General features: G+C 68.0%; 15 protein-coding genes and 1 pseudogene. 9 read left to right on the plus strand and 7 right to left on the minus strand.

Going from position 1 to position 16,127, the window contains the following annotated elements; all coding sequences use genetic code 11:
- Positions 1-128 precede the first annotated feature (128 nt).
- The 7 genes and pseudogenes from B4E96_RS07470 (at position 129) to B4E96_RS07500 (ending at position 8,376) form a co-directional block, all read left to right on the plus strand.
- The gene (locus B4E96_RS07470; RefSeq protein ID WP_259856920.1) at positions 129-1,046 is read left to right on the plus strand and encodes an ABC transporter ATP-binding protein; all 918 of its coding nucleotides are present in this window, start codon (positions 129-131) and stop codon (positions 1,044-1,046) included.
- Positions 1,043-3,097: an AMP-binding protein gene (locus tag B4E96_RS07475; protein ID WP_286957008.1), complete on the plus strand. Its 2,055-nt coding sequence runs from the start codon at positions 1,043-1,045 to the stop codon at positions 3,095-3,097. Before B4E96_RS07470 ends, B4E96_RS07475 begins: the two co-directional genes overlap by 4 nt.
- Positions 3,094-3,966, plus strand: coding sequence for a branched-chain amino acid ABC transporter permease (locus B4E96_RS07480; protein WP_286957009.1), 873 nt, complete (start codon positions 3,094-3,096; stop codon positions 3,964-3,966). The genes B4E96_RS07475 and B4E96_RS07480 overlap by 4 nt, the downstream gene beginning before the upstream one ends.
- A gap of 3 nt (positions 3,967-3,969) precedes the next feature.
- On the plus strand, positions 3,970-5,034 hold the full coding sequence (locus B4E96_RS07485) for a branched-chain amino acid ABC transporter permease (RefSeq protein ID WP_286957010.1): 1,065 nt from the start codon (positions 3,970-3,972) through the stop codon (positions 5,032-5,034).
- Positions 5,035-5,170: 136 nt separating this feature from the next.
- Positions 5,171-6,310: pseudogene (locus tag B4E96_RS07490) on the plus strand (ABC transporter substrate-binding protein).
- Complete coding sequence (locus B4E96_RS07495; RefSeq protein ID WP_170274456.1) at positions 6,307-7,158, plus strand: ABC transporter ATP-binding protein; 852 nt, start codon at positions 6,307-6,309, stop codon at positions 7,156-7,158. Before B4E96_RS07490 ends, B4E96_RS07495 begins: the two are co-directional and overlap by 4 nt.
- Positions 7,159-7,179: 21 nt before the next feature.
- Positions 7,180-8,376, plus strand: a complete 1,197-nt coding sequence (locus tag B4E96_RS07500) for a phenylacetate--CoA ligase family protein (RefSeq protein ID WP_170274457.1) — start codon at positions 7,180-7,182, stop codon at positions 8,374-8,376.
- Positions 8,377-8,452: 76 nt separating this feature from the next.
- Here the strand turns inward: B4E96_RS07500 and B4E96_RS07505 are convergent, their stop codons facing one another.
- Complete coding sequence (locus tag B4E96_RS07505) at positions 8,453-8,848, minus strand: fluoride efflux transporter FluC (RefSeq protein WP_102161974.1); 396 nt, start codon at positions 8,846-8,848, stop codon at positions 8,453-8,455.
- Positions 8,845-9,336 carry a CrcB family protein gene (locus B4E96_RS07510; RefSeq protein ID WP_217006357.1) on the minus strand — a complete coding sequence of 164 codons (492 nt, stop codon included), beginning with the start codon at positions 9,334-9,336 and terminating at the stop codon, positions 8,845-8,847. Before B4E96_RS07510 ends, B4E96_RS07505 begins: the two co-directional genes overlap by 4 nt.
- Positions 9,337-9,550: 214 nt before the next feature.
- Between B4E96_RS07510 and B4E96_RS07515 the strand changes: the two genes are divergently transcribed.
- Together B4E96_RS07515 and B4E96_RS07520 are read left to right on the plus strand one after the other, a co-directional pair.
- The gene (locus B4E96_RS07515; protein WP_102161976.1) at positions 9,551-10,090 is read left to right on the plus strand and encodes a YceI family protein; all 540 of its coding nucleotides are present in this window, start codon (positions 9,551-9,553) and stop codon (positions 10,088-10,090) included.
- Between the two features lie 110 nt (positions 10,091-10,200).
- Positions 10,201-11,088, plus strand: a complete 888-nt coding sequence (locus B4E96_RS07520) for a pirin family protein (protein WP_349680645.1) — start codon at positions 10,201-10,203, stop codon at positions 11,086-11,088.
- 200 nt (positions 11,089-11,288) lie between these two features.
- Here the strand turns inward: B4E96_RS07520 and B4E96_RS07525 are convergent, their stop codons facing one another.
- The 5 genes from B4E96_RS07525 to B4E96_RS07545 are packed head-to-tail and all read right to left on the minus strand — an operon-like array spanning position 11,289 to position 15,971.
- Positions 11,289-11,936 (minus strand): HAD family hydrolase, encoded by a 648-nt coding sequence (locus B4E96_RS07525; RefSeq protein ID WP_217006354.1) that lies wholly within the window; start codon positions 11,934-11,936, stop codon positions 11,289-11,291.
- Between the two features lie 30 nt (positions 11,937-11,966).
- On the minus strand, positions 11,967-12,725 hold the full coding sequence (locus B4E96_RS07530; protein WP_338076765.1) for a glucosamine-6-phosphate deaminase: 759 nt from the start codon (positions 12,723-12,725) through the stop codon (positions 11,967-11,969).
- Positions 12,722-13,954 (minus strand): N-acetylglucosamine-6-phosphate deacetylase, encoded by a 1,233-nt coding sequence (gene nagA, locus B4E96_RS07535; protein ID WP_286957012.1) that lies wholly within the window; start codon positions 13,952-13,954, stop codon positions 12,722-12,724. Before nagA ends, B4E96_RS07530 begins: the two co-directional genes overlap by 4 nt.
- The gene (locus B4E96_RS07540; RefSeq protein ID WP_286957013.1) at positions 13,951-14,403 is read right to left on the minus strand and encodes a PTS sugar transporter subunit IIA; all 453 of its coding nucleotides are present in this window, start codon (positions 14,401-14,403) and stop codon (positions 13,951-13,953) included. Before B4E96_RS07540 ends, nagA begins: the two co-directional genes overlap by 4 nt.
- Complete coding sequence (locus B4E96_RS07545) at positions 14,400-15,971, minus strand: PTS transporter subunit EIIC (protein ID WP_286957015.1); 1,572 nt, start codon at positions 15,969-15,971, stop codon at positions 14,400-14,402. Before B4E96_RS07545 ends, B4E96_RS07540 begins: the two co-directional genes overlap by 4 nt.
- Between the last annotated feature and the right edge of the window lie 156 nt (positions 15,972-16,127).

Consider the following 16,127-nt stretch of genomic DNA (forward strand, 5'->3'; position numbering starts at 1 on the left):
AGACTGAAAAGTTTTTCTATTGAGAGTATTGATTTTCACATATTGAAAACCTATTGTCTATCTCAACAGTGATGCCGATCACAGCGGTCTGTCTCACTCTCGCTTTCGCAACGACGCAAGGAGATCACGTGCGAACACGCGCCTACCGACACTCCCTCAACGGGAGCACCATGCCGCCGGGGCAGCCGCTTCTGCAGGTGTCCGACCTGTCGCTGCGATTCGGCGGAGTGCGCGCGCTCTCCGATGTCAGCTTCACCGTCACCTCCGGCACCATCCACGCCGTCATCGGCCCCAACGGCGCCGGAAAGTCCTCACTGCTCAACTGCGTGTCGGGACTGTACAAGCCCACCGAGGGCGAGATCGCGCTGCGCTACGTCGTCGGCGAGACCGGCCGCCACCTCGGCGAGCACTCACCCGAGGAGCGCGAACGCCGCGCTTCGACCGACCAGCCGCACGAGTACGCCGACCGGACGCTCACCCGCCTGGCACCGAACAAGGTCGCCCGCCTCGGCGTCGCCCGCAGCTTCCAGAACATCGAGCTCTTCGAGCATCTGACGGTGCTGGAGAACATGATGCTCGGCCGGCACATCCACATGCGCCAGAACGTGTTCTCGGCGATGCTGTGGCTCGGCCCGGCCCGCCGGCAGGAGATCGAGCACCGCGAGATCGTTGAGGAGATCATCGACCTGCTGCAGCTGCAGGCCTACCGCAAGAAGCCGGTCGGCACGCTGGCCTACGGCATCCAGAAGCGCGTCGAGCTCGGCCGGGCGCTGGCGCTGCAGCCGGCCCTGCTGCTGCTCGATGAGCCGATGGCCGGCATGAACGCCGAGGAGAAGGAGGACATGGCCCGCTACATCCTCGACGTCCACGAACTCGCCGGCGTCTCGATGGTCCTCATCGAACACGACATGAACGTCGTCATGGACATCTCGAACCGCGTCACCGTCCTCGATTTCGGCCGCGTCATCGCCGACGGCACTCCTGCTGAGGTGATGGCCGATCCGCAGGTCATCGAGGCCTATCTGGGAACGGAGGCAGTCCGATGACCGCCGCACCTGAGCACAACACCACTGGCAGCCGCGGCTTCACCGCCGACCGGCCCCCGCACGCGATCACCAAGACGATGCCGCAGTACCTCGACGCGCTCGCCGCCGCCCACCCGGACCGGGTGGCGATGCAGGAGAAGCGCTACGGTATCTGGCAGCCGATGAGCTGGCAGCTCTACCGCGAGCGGGTCCGCGACTTCGCCCACGGGCTCGTGACGCTGGGCGTCAAGCGCGGGGACATCGTCGCCGTGCTCGGCGACAACCGCCCAGAGTGGCTCATCGCAGAGCTCGCCTGCCAGTCTCTCGGCGCCAGCGTCGTCGGCATCTACCCGACCTCGCTTGGCAGCGAGCTCACCCACATCCTGCACACCGCCGGCTCCCGCGTCGTCGTGGCAGAAGACCAGGAGCAGGTCGACAAGCTGCTGCGCCTGCACGCCGACCTCGGCGCTGAATCGCTCGTCGAGCACATTGTCTTCTACGACCCGCACGGCCTGGAGCAGTACACCGATGAGATTCTGCTCGACTTCACCGACGTCGAAGACGCCGGCCGTGCCTGGGCGGCTGAGAATCCCGGCTGGCTCGATGAGCAGATCGCCGCCGGCCACCCTGATGACCTCGCCGTCATCTGCACCACCTCGGGCACGACCTCGAAGCCGAAGCTCGCCGAGCTCTCCCACGCCAACCTGCTGTCGATGGCCGAGCACCTGACAGCCATCGACCCGATCGTCGCCAAGGACCGCTACGTCTCGATCCTGCCGTTTGCCTGGATCGGCGAGCAGATGCTCGCAGTCGCCTGCGGCCTGTACTGCGGGCTGACGATCTCCTTCCCCGAAGACGCCACCACCCAGAAGTCCGACCTGCGCGAGATCGGCCCCGACGTCATGTTCGCCCCACCCAGGATCTGGGAGTCGATGCTCTCAGAGGTGCAGGTGCGCATCGACGAGGCCGGGAAGATCAAGCGCGGCATCTTCGGCTGGGGCTATGAGATCACCGACCGGCTGGCGAGCAAGCGCACCTCCGGCAAGCGGCTGAGCGGGTGGGACAAGTTCATCGGCTCGATCGCCGATGCGGTGGCCACCCGCCCGGTGCGCGAACAGCTGGGGCTGACCCGCATCAAGCGCTGCTACACCGGCGGTGCCCCGCTGGGCCCGGACGTGTTCCAGTTCTTCCACGCCATCGGCGTCAACCTCAAGCAGATCTACGGCCAGACCGAGATCTGCGGCATCGCCGTCGTCCACCGCGACGACGGAGTCTCCTACACCTCGGTCGGCGAACCGCTGCCGGGCACCGAACTGCAGTTCGGCGACAACCAGGAGATCATGCTGCGCTCCTCCTCGGTGTTCCGCGGCTACCACCTCAACGACGCAGCCACCGCCGAGACCGTCACCCCGCAGGGCTGGCTGCACACCGGCGACGCCGGCTACCTCGACGAGGCCGGTCACCTCGTCGTCGTCGACCGGCTCAAGGACGTCGTCACCGCAGCCGACGGCACCATGTACTCGCACGCCTTCATCGAGAACAAGCTGAAGTTCTCCCCCTACATCGAAGAATCCGTCGTCTTCGCCGGCACCGGGGTCACCAACCCCGAGACGGTCGACGCCGAGCATCCGATGTGCGCGATCGTCACGCTCGACCCGGCGACCGTCTCTGCGTGGGCCGAGCACGAGAAGCTGTCGTTCACCACCTACACCGACCTGGCCGCCAAACCCGAGGTGTACGAACTCATCGCCGAGGAGCTCGCCCGGGCGAATGAGGACCTGACCGAGACGATCCGGATCCGGCGCTTCGTGCTGCTGCACAAGCAGTTCGATCCCGATGACGATGAGATCACCCGCACCCGCAAGGTCCGCCGCTCCGTCATCGCCGAACGCTACGGCTCGATCATCGAGGCGCTGGCCTCGGAGGTCGATGAAGTCACCATCTCCGCGGCGATCACCTACCAGGACGGCTCCGTCGTCGAACGGTCGATCCCGCTGCGGATCTTCGATCTTGAGTCCTACACCGTTCCCGCCGGCCGGGGACGCAGAAAAGTCTGGAGTGGTCGACAGTGAGCACCTTCATCACCCTTGTCATCTTCGGCCTCTCCGAGGGCGCCATCCTGGCGCTGGCCGCGCTGGGCTTCGTGCTCATCTACAAGGCCACCGGCGTCATCAACTTCGCGCAGGGCGAGTTCCTCCTCATGGGCGCCTACACCTTCTACACCGCCTGGGTCATCTTCCAGCTGCCGCTCATCGTCGCGCTCATCATCGGCATCGTCATCGCCGTCATCGTCGGCGGTGTGGTCGAGCGGTTCATCCTGCGGCCGATGGTCGGGCAGAGCCACATCTCCATCATCATGGTGACGATCGGATTGGCCGGGCTGCTCAGTGCGCTCGTGCAGATGTTCTACGGCACCCAGCCGCGGGCGATGCCCGCACTGTTCCCGACGAACTCGGTGTCCCTGCTCGGCGGATCGGTGCCGGCCAACCGGCTGTGGGTGCTGCTCATCGCCGCGATCGTGCTGACTCTGCTGACGCTGTTCTTCCAGAAGTCCAAGCACGGCATCGCGATGCGCGCGGTCGCCGATGACCAGCAGGCGGCGATGACCGTCGGCATCTCCGTGCGCCGCGTGTTCGCGATGTCGTGGGGGCTGGCCGCCATCAGCGCGCTCATCGCCGGCATCCTGCTCGCCGACGTCACCGCAGTGGAGATGAACATCGTCAGCTTCGGCCTGCTCGTCTTCCCCGTCGTCATCCTCGGCGGACTCGACTCGGTGCCCGGCACCATCGTCGGCGGCCTGACCATCGGCCTGCTGACCGCCTTCGTCTCCGGCTACCTCGATCCCGGCCTGGCGGAGGTCATCCCGTACATCGTGCTCGTGCTCATCCTGCTCGTCCGCCCCTACGGCGTGTTCGGCGAGAAGCGGATCGAAAGGGTCTGATCCATGTCTGCAGCTATCGAAACCGGTCGCCACCACCGGTCCTACAACTCGGAGATGCGGCTGTGGCACACCCGCCCGCAGATGGTCCGGATGGCACTCGTGGCCGTCATCGCGATCCTCCTGCCCTTCATCTTCGACAACTACTGGCTCTCGATCGCCAACACCGCACTCATCGCAGCCGTCGGTGCGATCGGCCTCAACATCCTCGTCGGCTACACCGGCCAGATCTCACTGGGCCAGGGCGGCTTCCTCGCCGTCGGTGCCTTCACCTCGGTCATCCTCACCGACCGGATGGGGATGCCGGCACCGACCTCGATCGTGTGCGCCGTCGTGCTCACCTCGGTCATCGGCGTCATCATCGGCCTGCCGGCGCTGCGGCTCAAGGGACTGTACCTGGCGATCGCGACCCTGGCCTCGCAGATGGTCATCATCTTCATCGTCCGCCGCTGGGGCTGGCTGACCGAAGGACAGGGCTTCGTCGACGTCAACCGGCTGGAGGTCTTCGGCTTCCGGATCGAACGCTCCAGCTTCGAACAGCAGTGGTACGTCATCCTGCTCATCATCACGGTCATCGTCGCCATCACCGCCACCAACCTCTTCCGCACCGGCGTCGGCCGCTCCTTCATGGCCGTGCGCGACCAAGACATCGCCGCCTCGGCGATGGGCGTCAACCTCACCCGCACGAAGCTCACCGCCTTCGCCGTCTCCAACGCCTACGTCGGACTCGCCGGTGCGCTGCTGGCGCACTACACGGAGATCATCTCGTGGGAGAAGTTCACCATCGACGTCTCCATCCTGTACCTGGCGATGATCATCGTCGGCGGCATGGGCTCGGTCGCCGGCTCCATCTACGGGGCGATCTTCATGTCCTTCCTGCCGGTCATGGTCCGCATGGTCGCCGACGCCCTCGGCGGGGTCGCACCGATGCTGCAGCGCCAGCTGCCGGCCTTCGAGCATGCGATCTTCGGCCTTGTCATCATCGTCTTCCTCATCGCCGAACCGCGCGGACTCCAACGGATCTGGCAGCGGATCAAGGACTACTTCGGCTACTGGCCGTTCCGCTACTGACCATCCGACCTCGACATCATCCACCATCACCACCCGCTGCGCAGCAGCCGCACCACTGGACCGGTGCACAACATCAGGAGGAACCATGAAACGCACCACCATCACCTCGGGAATCGCCCTGTCGGCGGCCTCCCTCATGCTGCTGAGCGCATGCGGCGGGGGCGGATCGGCCAGCGCCGACTCCGATGAGCCGATCGTCATCGGCATGATCGCCGACCAGTCCGGCGCTACCGGCGACGTCGGCGCCCCCTACAACCAGGGCATGCTCGCCTACGTCGACTACCTCAATGCCAACGGCGGCATCGAAGGCCGGGAGATCAAGGCCGAGTCGAACGACTACGCCTACGAGATCCCCAAGGCCGAGGAACTCTACCGCCGCTACGTCAACGACGAGGCCGTCGCCATCCAGGGCTAAGGCACCGGCGACACGGAAGCGCTGCGCACCCGCGTGGCCAACGACGAGCTGCCGTTCATGTCCGGATCCTTCGCCGAGGACCTGACCGATCCCGAGGAGTCGCCGTACAACTTCCTCGTCGCCCCCACCTACTCCGACCAGATGCGTGTGGCGCTCAACTGGATCGCCGAGGACGCCGGCGGCAATGCTGGTGTGGCCGTGCTGCACCACGACTCGCCGTTCGGCACCTCCCCGGTCGAGGACGGCAAGGCCTGGGTCGATGAGAAGGGCCTCGACATCGACTACAAGTCCTACGCGATGCCGGCTGGCACCACGAACTACGCCGGCCTGCTCAGTCAGGTCAGCGACGCGAAGTACATCGTCATCCAGAACGTCTCATCGCCTGCCGCGCAGCTGGCCAAGGACCTGCAGGCCCAGGGCGGGGACCAGAAGATCGTGTGCCTGAACTGGTGCGCCAACGAGCTGTTCATCACCTCTGCCGGTGATGCCGCCAACGGCCACGTCATGGTCCAGCCGATCGCCCCGCTCAACGCCGACAAGCCCGGCCACGAGCAGATCGTGTCCTACCTCGAGGAGAAGAACGAGGACCCGGACTCGAAGATCACCAGCTACGTGCAGGGCTGGTACACGATGCACGTCATGGCCGAGGGCATCCGCCACACCATCAAGGAGGGCAACGACCTGACCGGCGCGAACATCCGCGAATCACTGGAGACCATGGGCGGCATCGACACCGGTGAGGTCATCGGCGACGGCACCGTCGAGTTCTCCGCGGACTCCCACCGCGGCTCGACGTCGTCGAACCTCTACGAGGTCAAGGACGGCGCGATGGAGGAGATCGAATCGGGAGTCACCCCATGACCGCCGAACCGCTGACGGCCCCGGGCGCGAGCCCGGGGCCGGGGGCCGGCGACCAGCCCGCCGCCCTGCTGGCGATCAACAACATCGAAGTCATCTACGACGACGTCATCCTCGTCCTGCGCGGCCTGTCGCTGACCGTGCCCGAAGGCCAGATCGTCGCCCTGCTCGGCTCCAACGGCGCCGGCAAGTCGACCACCCTCAAGGCCGTCTCCGGGCTGCTGCCGAGCGAACAGGGTGAGGTCGCCTCCGGGTCGATCACCTTCGCCGGCACCGACATCACCCGGATGGACGCACCCGAGCGGGTCAAGCACGGGCTGAGCCTGTGCATGGAGGGCCGGCATGTGTTCCCGCACCTGACGGTGGCCGAGAACCTCGCCGCCGGCGGGTACACGAAGAAGGGCAACATCAGCTCGCAGCTCGACTTCGTCTACGAGTTCTTCCCCAAGCTCGGCGACATGCGCTCACGCACCGCAGGCTTCCTCTCCGGAGGCGAGCAGCAGATGCTGGCGATCGGCCGGGCGCTCATGGCCGAACCGAAGCTGCTCATGCTCGATGAGCCCTCCTTGGGCCTGGCCCCGCTGCTGGTCGAGGAGATCTTCGAGACGATCGGCCGGCTCAATGCCGAGACCGGGCTGACGGTGCTCGTCATCGAGCAGAACGCGCAGACCGCGCTGTCGGTGGCCCACCACGGCTACATCATGGAGCAGGGCCGGATCATGCTCGAAGACGAGGCCAAGGCACTGGCCGAGAACCCGGATGTCAAGGAGTTCTACCTCGGCATCGGCGGCGACGGGAAGAAGAGCTACCGCGACGTCAAGCACTACAAGCGCCGCAAGCGCTGGCTCTGATCGCTGAGGTGAGGAGAGAACATGAACGCCCAGGACACCCGTGTGCCCGCCGGTTTCACCCAGCAGCTGGAAGAGGCGCTGGCCGGCAACCCGGAACTTGAAGCCCGGTTCGCCGAGCACAGCTTCGACCCGGCAGGCGCTGCTGAGCTGGCAGACCTCGATGCGCTGCCGGTGCAGAGCAAGGACGAGCTTCTCGCCAGCCGCGCGCATCTGAGCCCGAGCTTCACCCCGCGCCGGATCTTCCAGTCCCCCGGCCCGATCTACGAGGCGCAGCCTCCCGGCGCTGACCCGTGGCGCTGGGGCGAGGCGCTGCGTGCGGCAGGGCTGGAACCCGGTGATGTGGTCGCCAACTGCTTCGGCTACCACCTCTCCCCTGCTGGGGCGATGTTCGATGAGGCGATCAGCGCCGCCGGGGCGACCGTCCTGCCGGCCGGGATCGGCAGCCAGCAGCTGCAGGTCCGGGCGCTGACCGACCTCGGGGTGCGGGGCTACGTCGGACTGCCGAGCTACCTCAAGGCCCTCATCGACGTCCACGCCTCTGCCGGCGGCACCCCGGGCGACTTCCCGGTCCGCTGGGCGCTCGTGACCGCCGAGCCGCTGCCCGATGAGCTGCGTGCGGCACTGACCGAGTGGGTGCCCAGCGTCCGGATGGCCTATGGCTCAGCCGAGGCTGGGCTCATCGCCTATGAGGACGGGCAGCATCCGGGCATGGTGACCGCCGACGGCATCGATGTCGCCGTGTGCAGCATAGACACCGGTGAGCGCCTCGATGCCGACGAGGGCGAGGTCGTGCTCTCGCTCGTGCGTCCCGAGGCGCCGCTCATCCGGTTCGGCACCGGGGATCTCTCGGCCTGGGTCACCGATGGTGACGGCCAGCCGGCCACCGATGCCCGCGGCCGCCGCTATTTGGCCGGTGTGCTCGGCCGGGTCGGGCAGGCGATCAAGGTCCGCGGCATGTTCCTCCACCCCCGCCAGGCGGCCGAGGTGATGAGCCGGGTCGACGGTGTCGAATCCTGCCGGTTCGTCATCACCCGCACCGGCCACCGCGATGAGGTCACGTGTGAGATCGTGCCCGCCGCAGGTGCCGACGCCGAGGCGGTTCTCGCCTCAGCGGCGGAGGAGATCCGGGCGGGCCTGCGGTTCAATGCTGAGGTCCGTGCCGTCGATGAGCTTCCCGGCGACGAGGGCATCCTCGTCGATGCCCGCAACTGGGACTGAACCCTTGAAACCGGTCTCCCATCTGGGCAGGGAGCCGGCAAACGCCGTCGCACATTCATGCGGCCGTCTTGTCGTCTCACCCGGCCAGCAGCCAGCCGGTGAGTACCCCGAGGGCCGCGGCGGCCAGGGCGGTGAGCATCATCCCGAGCCCGTAGGTGAGCCCGGCGCGGATCCGGCCCCCGGCCAGCAGCCGGGCGGTCTCGACGCTTGCGGTGCCCAGCGTCGTAAAGCCGCCGAGGAAGCCGGTTCCGGTGATGACGAGCCAGCCAGGCAGCGCGCTGCCCGGCAGTCCTGTGCGGGTCAGGGCCATGGCCAGTCCGGTGAGCAGGCCGAGGGCGAAGGAGCCCGTGACGTTGATGAGCGCCGTCGCCATCGGCACCTGCGCGACGCGCAGACGCGCCAGCCGGATGTCGAGGGCATAGCGCAGCACCCCGCCGCAGCCGGCGGCCAGTGCGAGGAGGACAGCAGTCATCGCACCTCCCCGCGCGGTCGGGTCCACCGGCGAGCCGCAGCAATCCCGAGCGCGGCCGCGATGACCCCGCCGATGAGCGTGATGACGACGCTGCCGGCTGCCCAGAGCAGCATCCCGGTCTCGACTCCGTGACCTGTCGCCTGTCCGGTCAGCGCTGCCGGCCTGGCGAGCGCTGCAGCGAATGGTGCGGCGGCATCGACGGTGAGGGCGCTGTAGGTGGTGAACCCGCCGAGCAGCCCGGTGCCCAGGCCGCGCTGCGCCAGCCGCAACCAGTCAGCCGGCATTCTGTCCTGCCTCCAGGCGAGTGCTTCGAGCAGCAGCCCGAGGCAGAAGCTGCCGACCAGATTCACGATGAGCACCGCGAGCATCCCGTAGCCGGCCGGGATCGCAAGCCCGAGCCCCCAGCGGGCGAGGCTGCCAGCGGCGGTGCCTGCGAAGACAGCGGCTAGCAGCAGCGGTGAGAGCTCAGAGGCCCGGCCTGTGCGCATCGGCTCCCCTCCTGCCTGCTGACTGTCGACCGGATCAGGCTATCCGATGCACCCAAGCCAGCCACCGCCTCGGGCGCGGCCCCTGGAGCACACCCAGCGTGGCGCATCACACACCCCCTTTAGTTGAAGTTTAAATTACATGGCGTTAGAGTAGTGACTGTTCGGCCGGCAGACCGCCGCCGTCAGCACATTCCCGATCTCGTGAAGGAGCATCATGACCACTCTCACCCCTGGCACCTGGAAGCTTGATATGTCGCACACGCTCATCGGCTTCATCGTCCGCCACGCTGGCATCAGCAAAGTGCGCGGCAGCTTCAATGACGCCGACGCCACCCTGACCGTCGGCGACTCGATCGCCGACTCCCGCGTCGAGGCCAGCGTGCAGACCGCTTCCTTCGACTCCGGCGATGAGAACCGCGACGCCCACGTCACCGGCGAGGACTTCTTCGACGCCGCCCAGCACCCGCAGATGACCTTCGTCTCCACCGGTGTCGAGGGCACCGAGGAGGAGTTCGAGCTCACCGGCGACCTCACCATCAAGGGCACCACCCGCCCGGTGACCTTCGATGTCGAGTTCGGCGGCGCGACCGTCGACCCGTTCGGCGCCACCCGCGCCGGATTCGAGGCGACGACGAAGATCTCCCGCAAGGACTTCGGCATCACCTGGAACGCCGCCCTCGAGGCCGGTGGTGTGCTCGTCGGCGACACCGTCACCATCACCATCGACGCAGCCTTCGTCCGCAGCGAGGACTGACCCTAAAGCCCGGGCAGAGTCAGTGCCTGCCCGCCCCGCACTCGGGCCCTGGAACGACCCTGTTCCGGGGCCCGAGTGCTCTCTAGACTGAGGGAGACGAGAGGACTGCGATGAGTAACACCGAACCTGATCCGCCTGAGCGGGTGTGCGCCGGGACCGAGGCGGCCGGCACCGAGATCCTCACACCCCGGGAGGTGCCGCTGGGCGGGCCGCGGGCAATGACGGTTCACCGCACGCTGCCGCAGCGGGCCCGGTCGCTCATCGGCCCGTGGTGCTTCGTCGACCATTTCGGCCCCGATGACGTCGCCGCCACCGGCGGGATGATCGTCCCCCGGCACCCGCACACCGGCCTGGCGACGGTCACGCTGCTGTTCGCCGGCGAGGTCGAGCACACCGATTCGACCGGCTTCGCCAACACCGTCAGACCCGCCGAGGTCAACCTCATGATCGCCGGCTCCGGGATCTCGCACTCGGAGTTCTCCAACCCCGCCACCCGGATCCTGCACGGCGTGCAGCTGTGGTACGCGCTGCCGGAATCCGAGCGCTTCGGCCAGCCGGGCTCCCAGCATCATGTCGCCGAGGCGGTCGAACTGCCCGGCGGGCAGGTGTGGACGTATCTGGGTGAGTGCGCCGGCCTGCGCTCCCCCGTTGAGACACGGGTCGAAGCGCTGGCCGCACAGATCCACGTCGAACCCGGCGAGCAGGTACGCTTCGACGTCGACCCGGAATATGAGCTCGGGCTGCTCGTCGACCAGGGTGCCGCACAGCTGAGGGCCAGCGGCGGCGTGGCGTCTGCCGGCGGGGACGCCACCGCGGTGACGTCGCGCGAGCTTGCCTATGTGCCGCCGGGCTCAGACCAGCTGACGATCGCCGCCGGTGACGAGGCGGTGCGCGCGGTGCTCATCGGCGGCCGGCCTTTGGGTGAGCAGATCGTCATGTGGTGGAACTTCGTCGCCCGCAGCCATGACGAGGTCATCGCCTTCCGGCGGGCAGGCTGAGATCGGTCACCCCGACGCCGAGGCGGCCGGCACCGAGGCACGAAACACTGAGCTTCCGGCTGCGGCAGCAGGCATGGACTTCGGTCCGTTCCCGGCCGGCACGCCGGATCCGCTGCCGGCCCCGCGGCTGCCGAACGCCCGGCTGCGGCCACGCAGCTGAGCGACCTGTCGGCTGCTCTGCTCAGCCAGCCGGCCTCGAATCAGTCGGTGATCTCGACGATGATCCCGTCGTCTGCCGGAGTGAACCGGCAGGCAGTCAGATCGGGCACGCGGGCATGCGCGTTGGTGAGCTCATCAATCGCATGCGAGGTCGCTACTCCGAGCACATGGGCACCGGCTGCGAGCCCGGCACGGATGCCGGCCGGGGCGTCTTCGATGACGAGGCACTGGGCCGGGTCGACACCGAGCTGACGGGCAGCGGCGAGATACCCCTCGGGATCGGGTTTGCCGTTCTCGACGTCCTCAGACGTCACGAGCACCTCGGGCACCGGCAGCCCGGTGATCTTGAGCCGGGGCACCATAACGTGCCGTTCGCCTGAGGTCACGGCAGCCCAGCTGCCGGCCGGAAGCGAGGTGAGGATGTCGCGGGTGCCGGGCAGGGCGATGACGCCGTCGGTGTCGCTGACTTCGAGTTCGTTGAGCCGGCGCATGGCCGCCTCAACCTGGTCTGCGTCGATGTGCTCGATGAGCACGTCCTGGCTGCGCCGGCCGTGGCTGGTGCGCAGGATCGCGTCGGCGTCGATGCCCTGTTCGCCTGCCCAGGTCCGCCAGGTGCGTTCGACGGAGGCGGTGGAGTCGACGAGTGTGCCGTCGATGTCGAACAGGATGGCCCGGCAGGTCAGTCGCATGCGGTCGGTCTCCTCTTCAGCCTGCTGGTCTCAGCCGGCGTCGGTGCTTCGGGGGTCTCCGCTGACGAGGCGGGAGGCGGCTGCCGCATCGAGGAACACCTCGAGCGCGGGGTGGTCCTGCAGGGCGCTGGCGGGCACGGCCTCATCGACCGGCCCGTCGATCATCGCGGCGACCGCCTCGGCTTTGCCTGCGCCGAAGGCGAGCATGATCGCCTTGCGCGATTCGAGGATCGTGCCGATCCCCTGGGTCAGCGCCTGGGTGGGCACCTCGTCGATCGAGTCGAAGAACCGGGAGTTGGCCTCGCGGGTCTCAGCGGTGAGGTCGACGACCCGGGTGCGGGAGTCGGCCGGTGAGCCGGGTTCGTTGAAGGCGATGTGACCGTTGGGCCCGATCCCCAGGATCTGCAGGTCGACTCCGCCGAGTCCTGTGATGCCATCTTCGAAGGCAGCGGCAGCGGCGTCCGGGTCGGCGGCGTCACCTTCGGGCAGCACCGTGTGGGCAGGGTCGATGCCCCAGGGTTCGAGGATCTGCTCGGCGATGTAGTGCCGGTAGCTCTGCGGATGCTCGGCCGGCAGGCCGATGTACTCGTCCAGGCAGGTGATGCGCAGACCGGAGAGGTCGAGACCCTCACCGGCACGGCGGGTGAGTTCGGCGTAGAGCGGTTCGGGGGTTGAGCCGGTGGCGATGCCGATGACGGCCTCGGGGTTGGCGCGGACGAGCTCTTCGACCTGGTCGGCTGCTTCGGAGATGAGTTCGGCGATGTCCTCGCCGGTCACCACGTGCATCATTGTTCACTCCTCATCTCGCGGCCGTCTCGGAAGACGCCGGTCACGGTCATGTCGTCACCCCATAGTACGAAGTCAGCCGCCTGGCCTGGGGCCAGAGTTCCGTACCGGTCGGCGAGTCCGAGGCTGGCGGCCGGGACCGAGGTGGCGGCTGCGATGGCCTCCTGAAGTCCGACGCCGAGGCCGATGGCCCGGCGCAGAGCGGAATCGAGGGTGAGGGTGGAGCCTGCGATCGTGTCGGTGCCGGTCAGGTGGGTGACGCCGTTCTCGACGGTGACGGCCAGCTTGCCGAGCATGTAGTTGCCGTCGCCGAATCCGGCTGCCGACATCGCATCGGTGATGAGTGCCAGCCGGCTGCGGCAGGCCTGCCACAGGTGGGCTGCGACGGGTTCGACGACGTGGACGCCGTCGAGGATGAGCTCAATCGTCACCCGTTCGTCATCGAGGGCGGCCATGATCGGGCCGGGTTCGCGGTGGTGGATGCCGGGCATCGCGTTGAAGGCATGCGTCAGCAGTGTCGCCCCGGCGTCGAAGGCTGCGCGGGTGGTGGCGTAGTCGGCGACGGTGTGGCCGACGCCCATGCGGATGCCCTGCCTGGCGGCATGGCTGATCGATTCGAGTGCGCCGGGCAGTTCGGGCGCGATGGTGAAATAGCGCAGCCAGCCGCCGCCGGCCTCGGCGAACCGGTCGATGAGCTCCGGGGTGGGATGCTGCATGAGGGCCACGTCGTGAGCGCCGGCTTTGTCCGGGCTGATGAACGGGCCTTCGAGGTGCACGCCGAGGATCCCGGCACCAGCCGGGTCCTCGCTGTCTGCCCCGGCGTCGGACGCCTGCTTGTCAGCGTGGGCGGCGATCGACTGCAGGGTCTCGACGATGTCATCAGCCGAGCTGGTCACCAGGCTGAGCATCGACCGGGTGACCCCGTGGGCGGCAGTCGTGGCCAGTGCGGTGGCCACCTCCTCCGGCCCGCCGTCGAAGGACCCGCCGCCGGCCCCGTGGGAGTGCATGTCGACAAGCCCCGGGGTGAGCACCCGGCCAGCCCCAGCCACACGCTGGCAGCCAGCCGGCACCTCGGGAACGGTGCCGGCCCCGAGGTCGAGGATCCCGGTGGCATCGGCGAGCACCCAGCCAGACGCAATGTCGCGTTCGGCGTCGACGAGGCGGACGTCGTCGATGAGCAGCGTCCCCGCGCCCGGCTGTGTGCTGGCCTGCTGGTCGGCGGACTCGCTCATGCCAGTTCGATGAGGCCGTCGCCTGCGGCCACCTCGGCGGCGGGGGTGACCTTGAGGTCGCCGGCTTCGGCTTCGAGCACGATGACCGGCACGACGAGCGACTTGCCGGCCTCACGCGAGGGCGCAGTGTCCCAGGTGATGAGCTTCTGGCCGGCTGCGACCTCAGCACCCTGCTCGGCGTGGAGTTCGAAGCCAGCGCCGGAGAGTTCGACGGTGTCGATGCCGAGGTGGACGAGGATGCCGCGGCCGTCAGCGGTCGAGACGACGAAGGCGTGCGGCTTGAGGCTCGAAAGCGTCCCAGCGACCGGGGCGACGGCGGTCAGGTTGGCTGCCTCACCGGGGTCGATGGCGGCACCAGGCCCGACGATCTCCTCGGCGAAGACCGGGTCGGGGACCTCCGACAGCGGGATGACGGTGCCGGAGATCGGGGCGGTGATGGGTGTGGTCATAGCGCTGTTCCCTGCTCTGAGTCGGTGACGGGATGCTCAGCCTCGGGCCGGTTGAGCTCTGCCAGGCTCTGCTTGGAGAACCCGAAGAAGTATGTTGCCAGAAAGCCTGCCACATAGGACACGAGCAGACCGAATCCGTAGATCGCCACGGCCGGGCCGATGCCTTGGTTGCCGGTGGTCAGCGGGAACAGCGCCCACCCGCTCGGGCCGATCGCCGTCGACCCGACGGTGGTGCCGAGCTGGTTGAACACGCCGATGAACGCACCGCCGAACGCCCCGCCGATGCACGCGGTGATGAAGGGCCGGCCCAGCGGCAGGGTCACGCCGTAGATGAGCGGTTCACCCACGCCGAGCACACCGGCCGGCAGCGCGGATTTGATGGTCCGGCGCATGCTGGCGTCCTTGACCTTGAGGAACACTGCAACGGCCGCACCGACCTGGCCGCCGCCTGCCATGGCGAGGATCGGCAGCAGCACCGTGAAGCCGGCCTGTTCGATGAGGGTGGCGTGGATGGGAATGAGCGCCTGGTGCAGGCCGAACATCACCAGCGGCAGGAAGAGCCCGGCGAGGACGAATCCGGCGATGCCACCGCCGACCTGCAGCAGCTGGTTGGCGACCACGCCGATGCCCTCGGCGATCCAGCCGGCGACGGTCATGAGCGGGAAGAGGGTGAGCACGCCGACGACGAGGACGGTGAAGGTCGGCACGATGAGCATGCTGAGCGAGCGCGGCGCCCAGGTGCGGGTCCAGCGTTCGACGTAGGCGGCGAGCACGGCGGCCAGCAGCGCGCCGATGACCCCGCCCTGTCCGGGGGCGAGCTCGGTGCCGAAGATCGTGACCTCGGCGACACCGGCGAATGGGATGATCGCTGCGACCGCGCCGCCGATGATCGGGGTGCCGCCGAATTCCTTGGCGGCGTTCATGCCGACGAACACGGCGATGAGGCTCATGAATCCGCTGGCGATCGCGGTGAGGATCGGGGTGACGCCGGCCGCCCACGTCCACGTGCCGTTCTGCACGAGGTTGGTGAGCAGGCCGTTGATGCCGGCGATGATGCCGCAGGCGATGAGGGCGGGGATGAGCGGCAGGAAGATGTTGGCCACCCGGCGCAGGAACGCCTTGACCGGCGTGCGGTTGCGCTCCTTCTGCTTAGCCTTCATGTCCGAGCCGCGCTGCTGCAGCCGCCCGGCCGTGTCAGGCTCGGTTGCCGCGGTTCCGGCAGCCGCGCCAGCGCTGGCGGCCGTGCTTCCGGCTGCGGCGCCCGTTCCCGAGGTGTCCGTTCCCGAGGTGCCGGTCGCCTGATCGTCTGCCGGTCCCGAGGCGAGGGTCCGCTCGATCTCACCGGCGACCTCGTCGACGAGGCCGGGTCCGAGGATCACCTGCATCGTCTGGTCCTCAACGACGCCGAGCACACCGTCGATGGCCTTGAGGCCGGCGGTGTCGACGAGGTCCTGGTCGTTTACCGGCAGGCGCAGGCGGGTGATGCAGTTCTCGACGGAGTCGACATTGCCGGGCCCGCCGAGGGCTGCGAGCACCTCCTGGGAGATGGTCTGCGGGGATGCGGTCATGACTGCTCCTTCGGGGAGTTCGGGGTGTGGGTGGTGAGGGCTTCACGCAGTACGCCGCCGGCTGCGGCGAGTGCGTCTTCGGCTGCGGGCGCATCGAGGCCTGCGAGGATCATGAGGATGGCGGTCTTGGCCTTCCCGCCGGCGGCCTCGACGGCG

Origin of the sequence: Brevibacterium sp. UBA7493, assembly GCF_002479565.1 — a bacterium.
Lineage (GTDB): Bacteria > Actinomycetota > Actinomycetes > Actinomycetales > Brevibacteriaceae > Brevibacterium > Brevibacterium luteolum.

What these genes read in the sequence shown, in the direction of transcription:
- B4E96_RS07475 (WP_286957008.1), top strand. Translation starts at nt 1,043, where the DNA reads ATGACCGCCGCACCTGAGCACAACACCACTGGCAGCCGCGGCTTCACC.
- B4E96_RS07485 (WP_286957010.1), top strand. Translation starts at nt 3,970, where the DNA reads ATGTCTGCAGCTATCGAAACCGGTCGCCACCACCGGTCCTACAACTCG.
- B4E96_RS07495 (WP_170274456.1), top strand. Translation starts at nt 6,307, where the DNA reads ATGACCGCCGAACCGCTGACGGCCCCGGGCGCGAGCCCGGGGCCGGGG.
- B4E96_RS07500 (WP_170274457.1), top strand. Translation starts at nt 7,180, where the DNA reads ATGAACGCCCAGGACACCCGTGTGCCCGCCGGTTTCACCCAGCAGCTG.
- B4E96_RS07505 (WP_102161974.1), bottom strand. Translation starts at nt 8,848, where the DNA reads ATGACTGCTGTCCTCCTCGCACTGGCCGCCGGCTGCGGCGGGGTGCTG.
- B4E96_RS07510 (WP_217006357.1), bottom strand. Translation starts at nt 9,336, where the DNA reads ATGCGCACAGGCCGGGCCTCTGAGCTCTCACCGCTGCTGCTAGCCGCT.
- B4E96_RS07515 (WP_102161976.1), top strand. Translation starts at nt 9,551, where the DNA reads ATGACCACTCTCACCCCTGGCACCTGGAAGCTTGATATGTCGCACACG.
- B4E96_RS07520 (WP_349680645.1), top strand. Translation starts at nt 10,201, where the DNA reads ATGAGTAACACCGAACCTGATCCGCCTGAGCGGGTGTGCGCCGGGACC.
- B4E96_RS07525 (WP_217006354.1), bottom strand. Translation starts at nt 11,936, where the DNA reads ATGCGACTGACCTGCCGGGCCATCCTGTTCGACATCGACGGCACACTC.
- B4E96_RS07530 (WP_338076765.1), bottom strand. Translation starts at nt 12,725, where the DNA reads ATGATGCACGTGGTGACCGGCGAGGACATCGCCGAACTCATCTCCGAA.
- nagA (WP_286957012.1), bottom strand. Translation starts at nt 13,954, where the DNA reads ATGAGCGAGTCCGCCGACCAGCAGGCCAGCACACAGCCGGGCGCGGGG.
- B4E96_RS07540 (WP_286957013.1), bottom strand. Translation starts at nt 14,403, where the DNA reads ATGACCACACCCATCACCGCCCCGATCTCCGGCACCGTCATCCCGCTG.
- B4E96_RS07545 (WP_286957015.1), bottom strand. Translation starts at nt 15,971, where the DNA reads ATGACCGCATCCCCGCAGACCATCTCCCAGGAGGTGCTCGCAGCCCTC.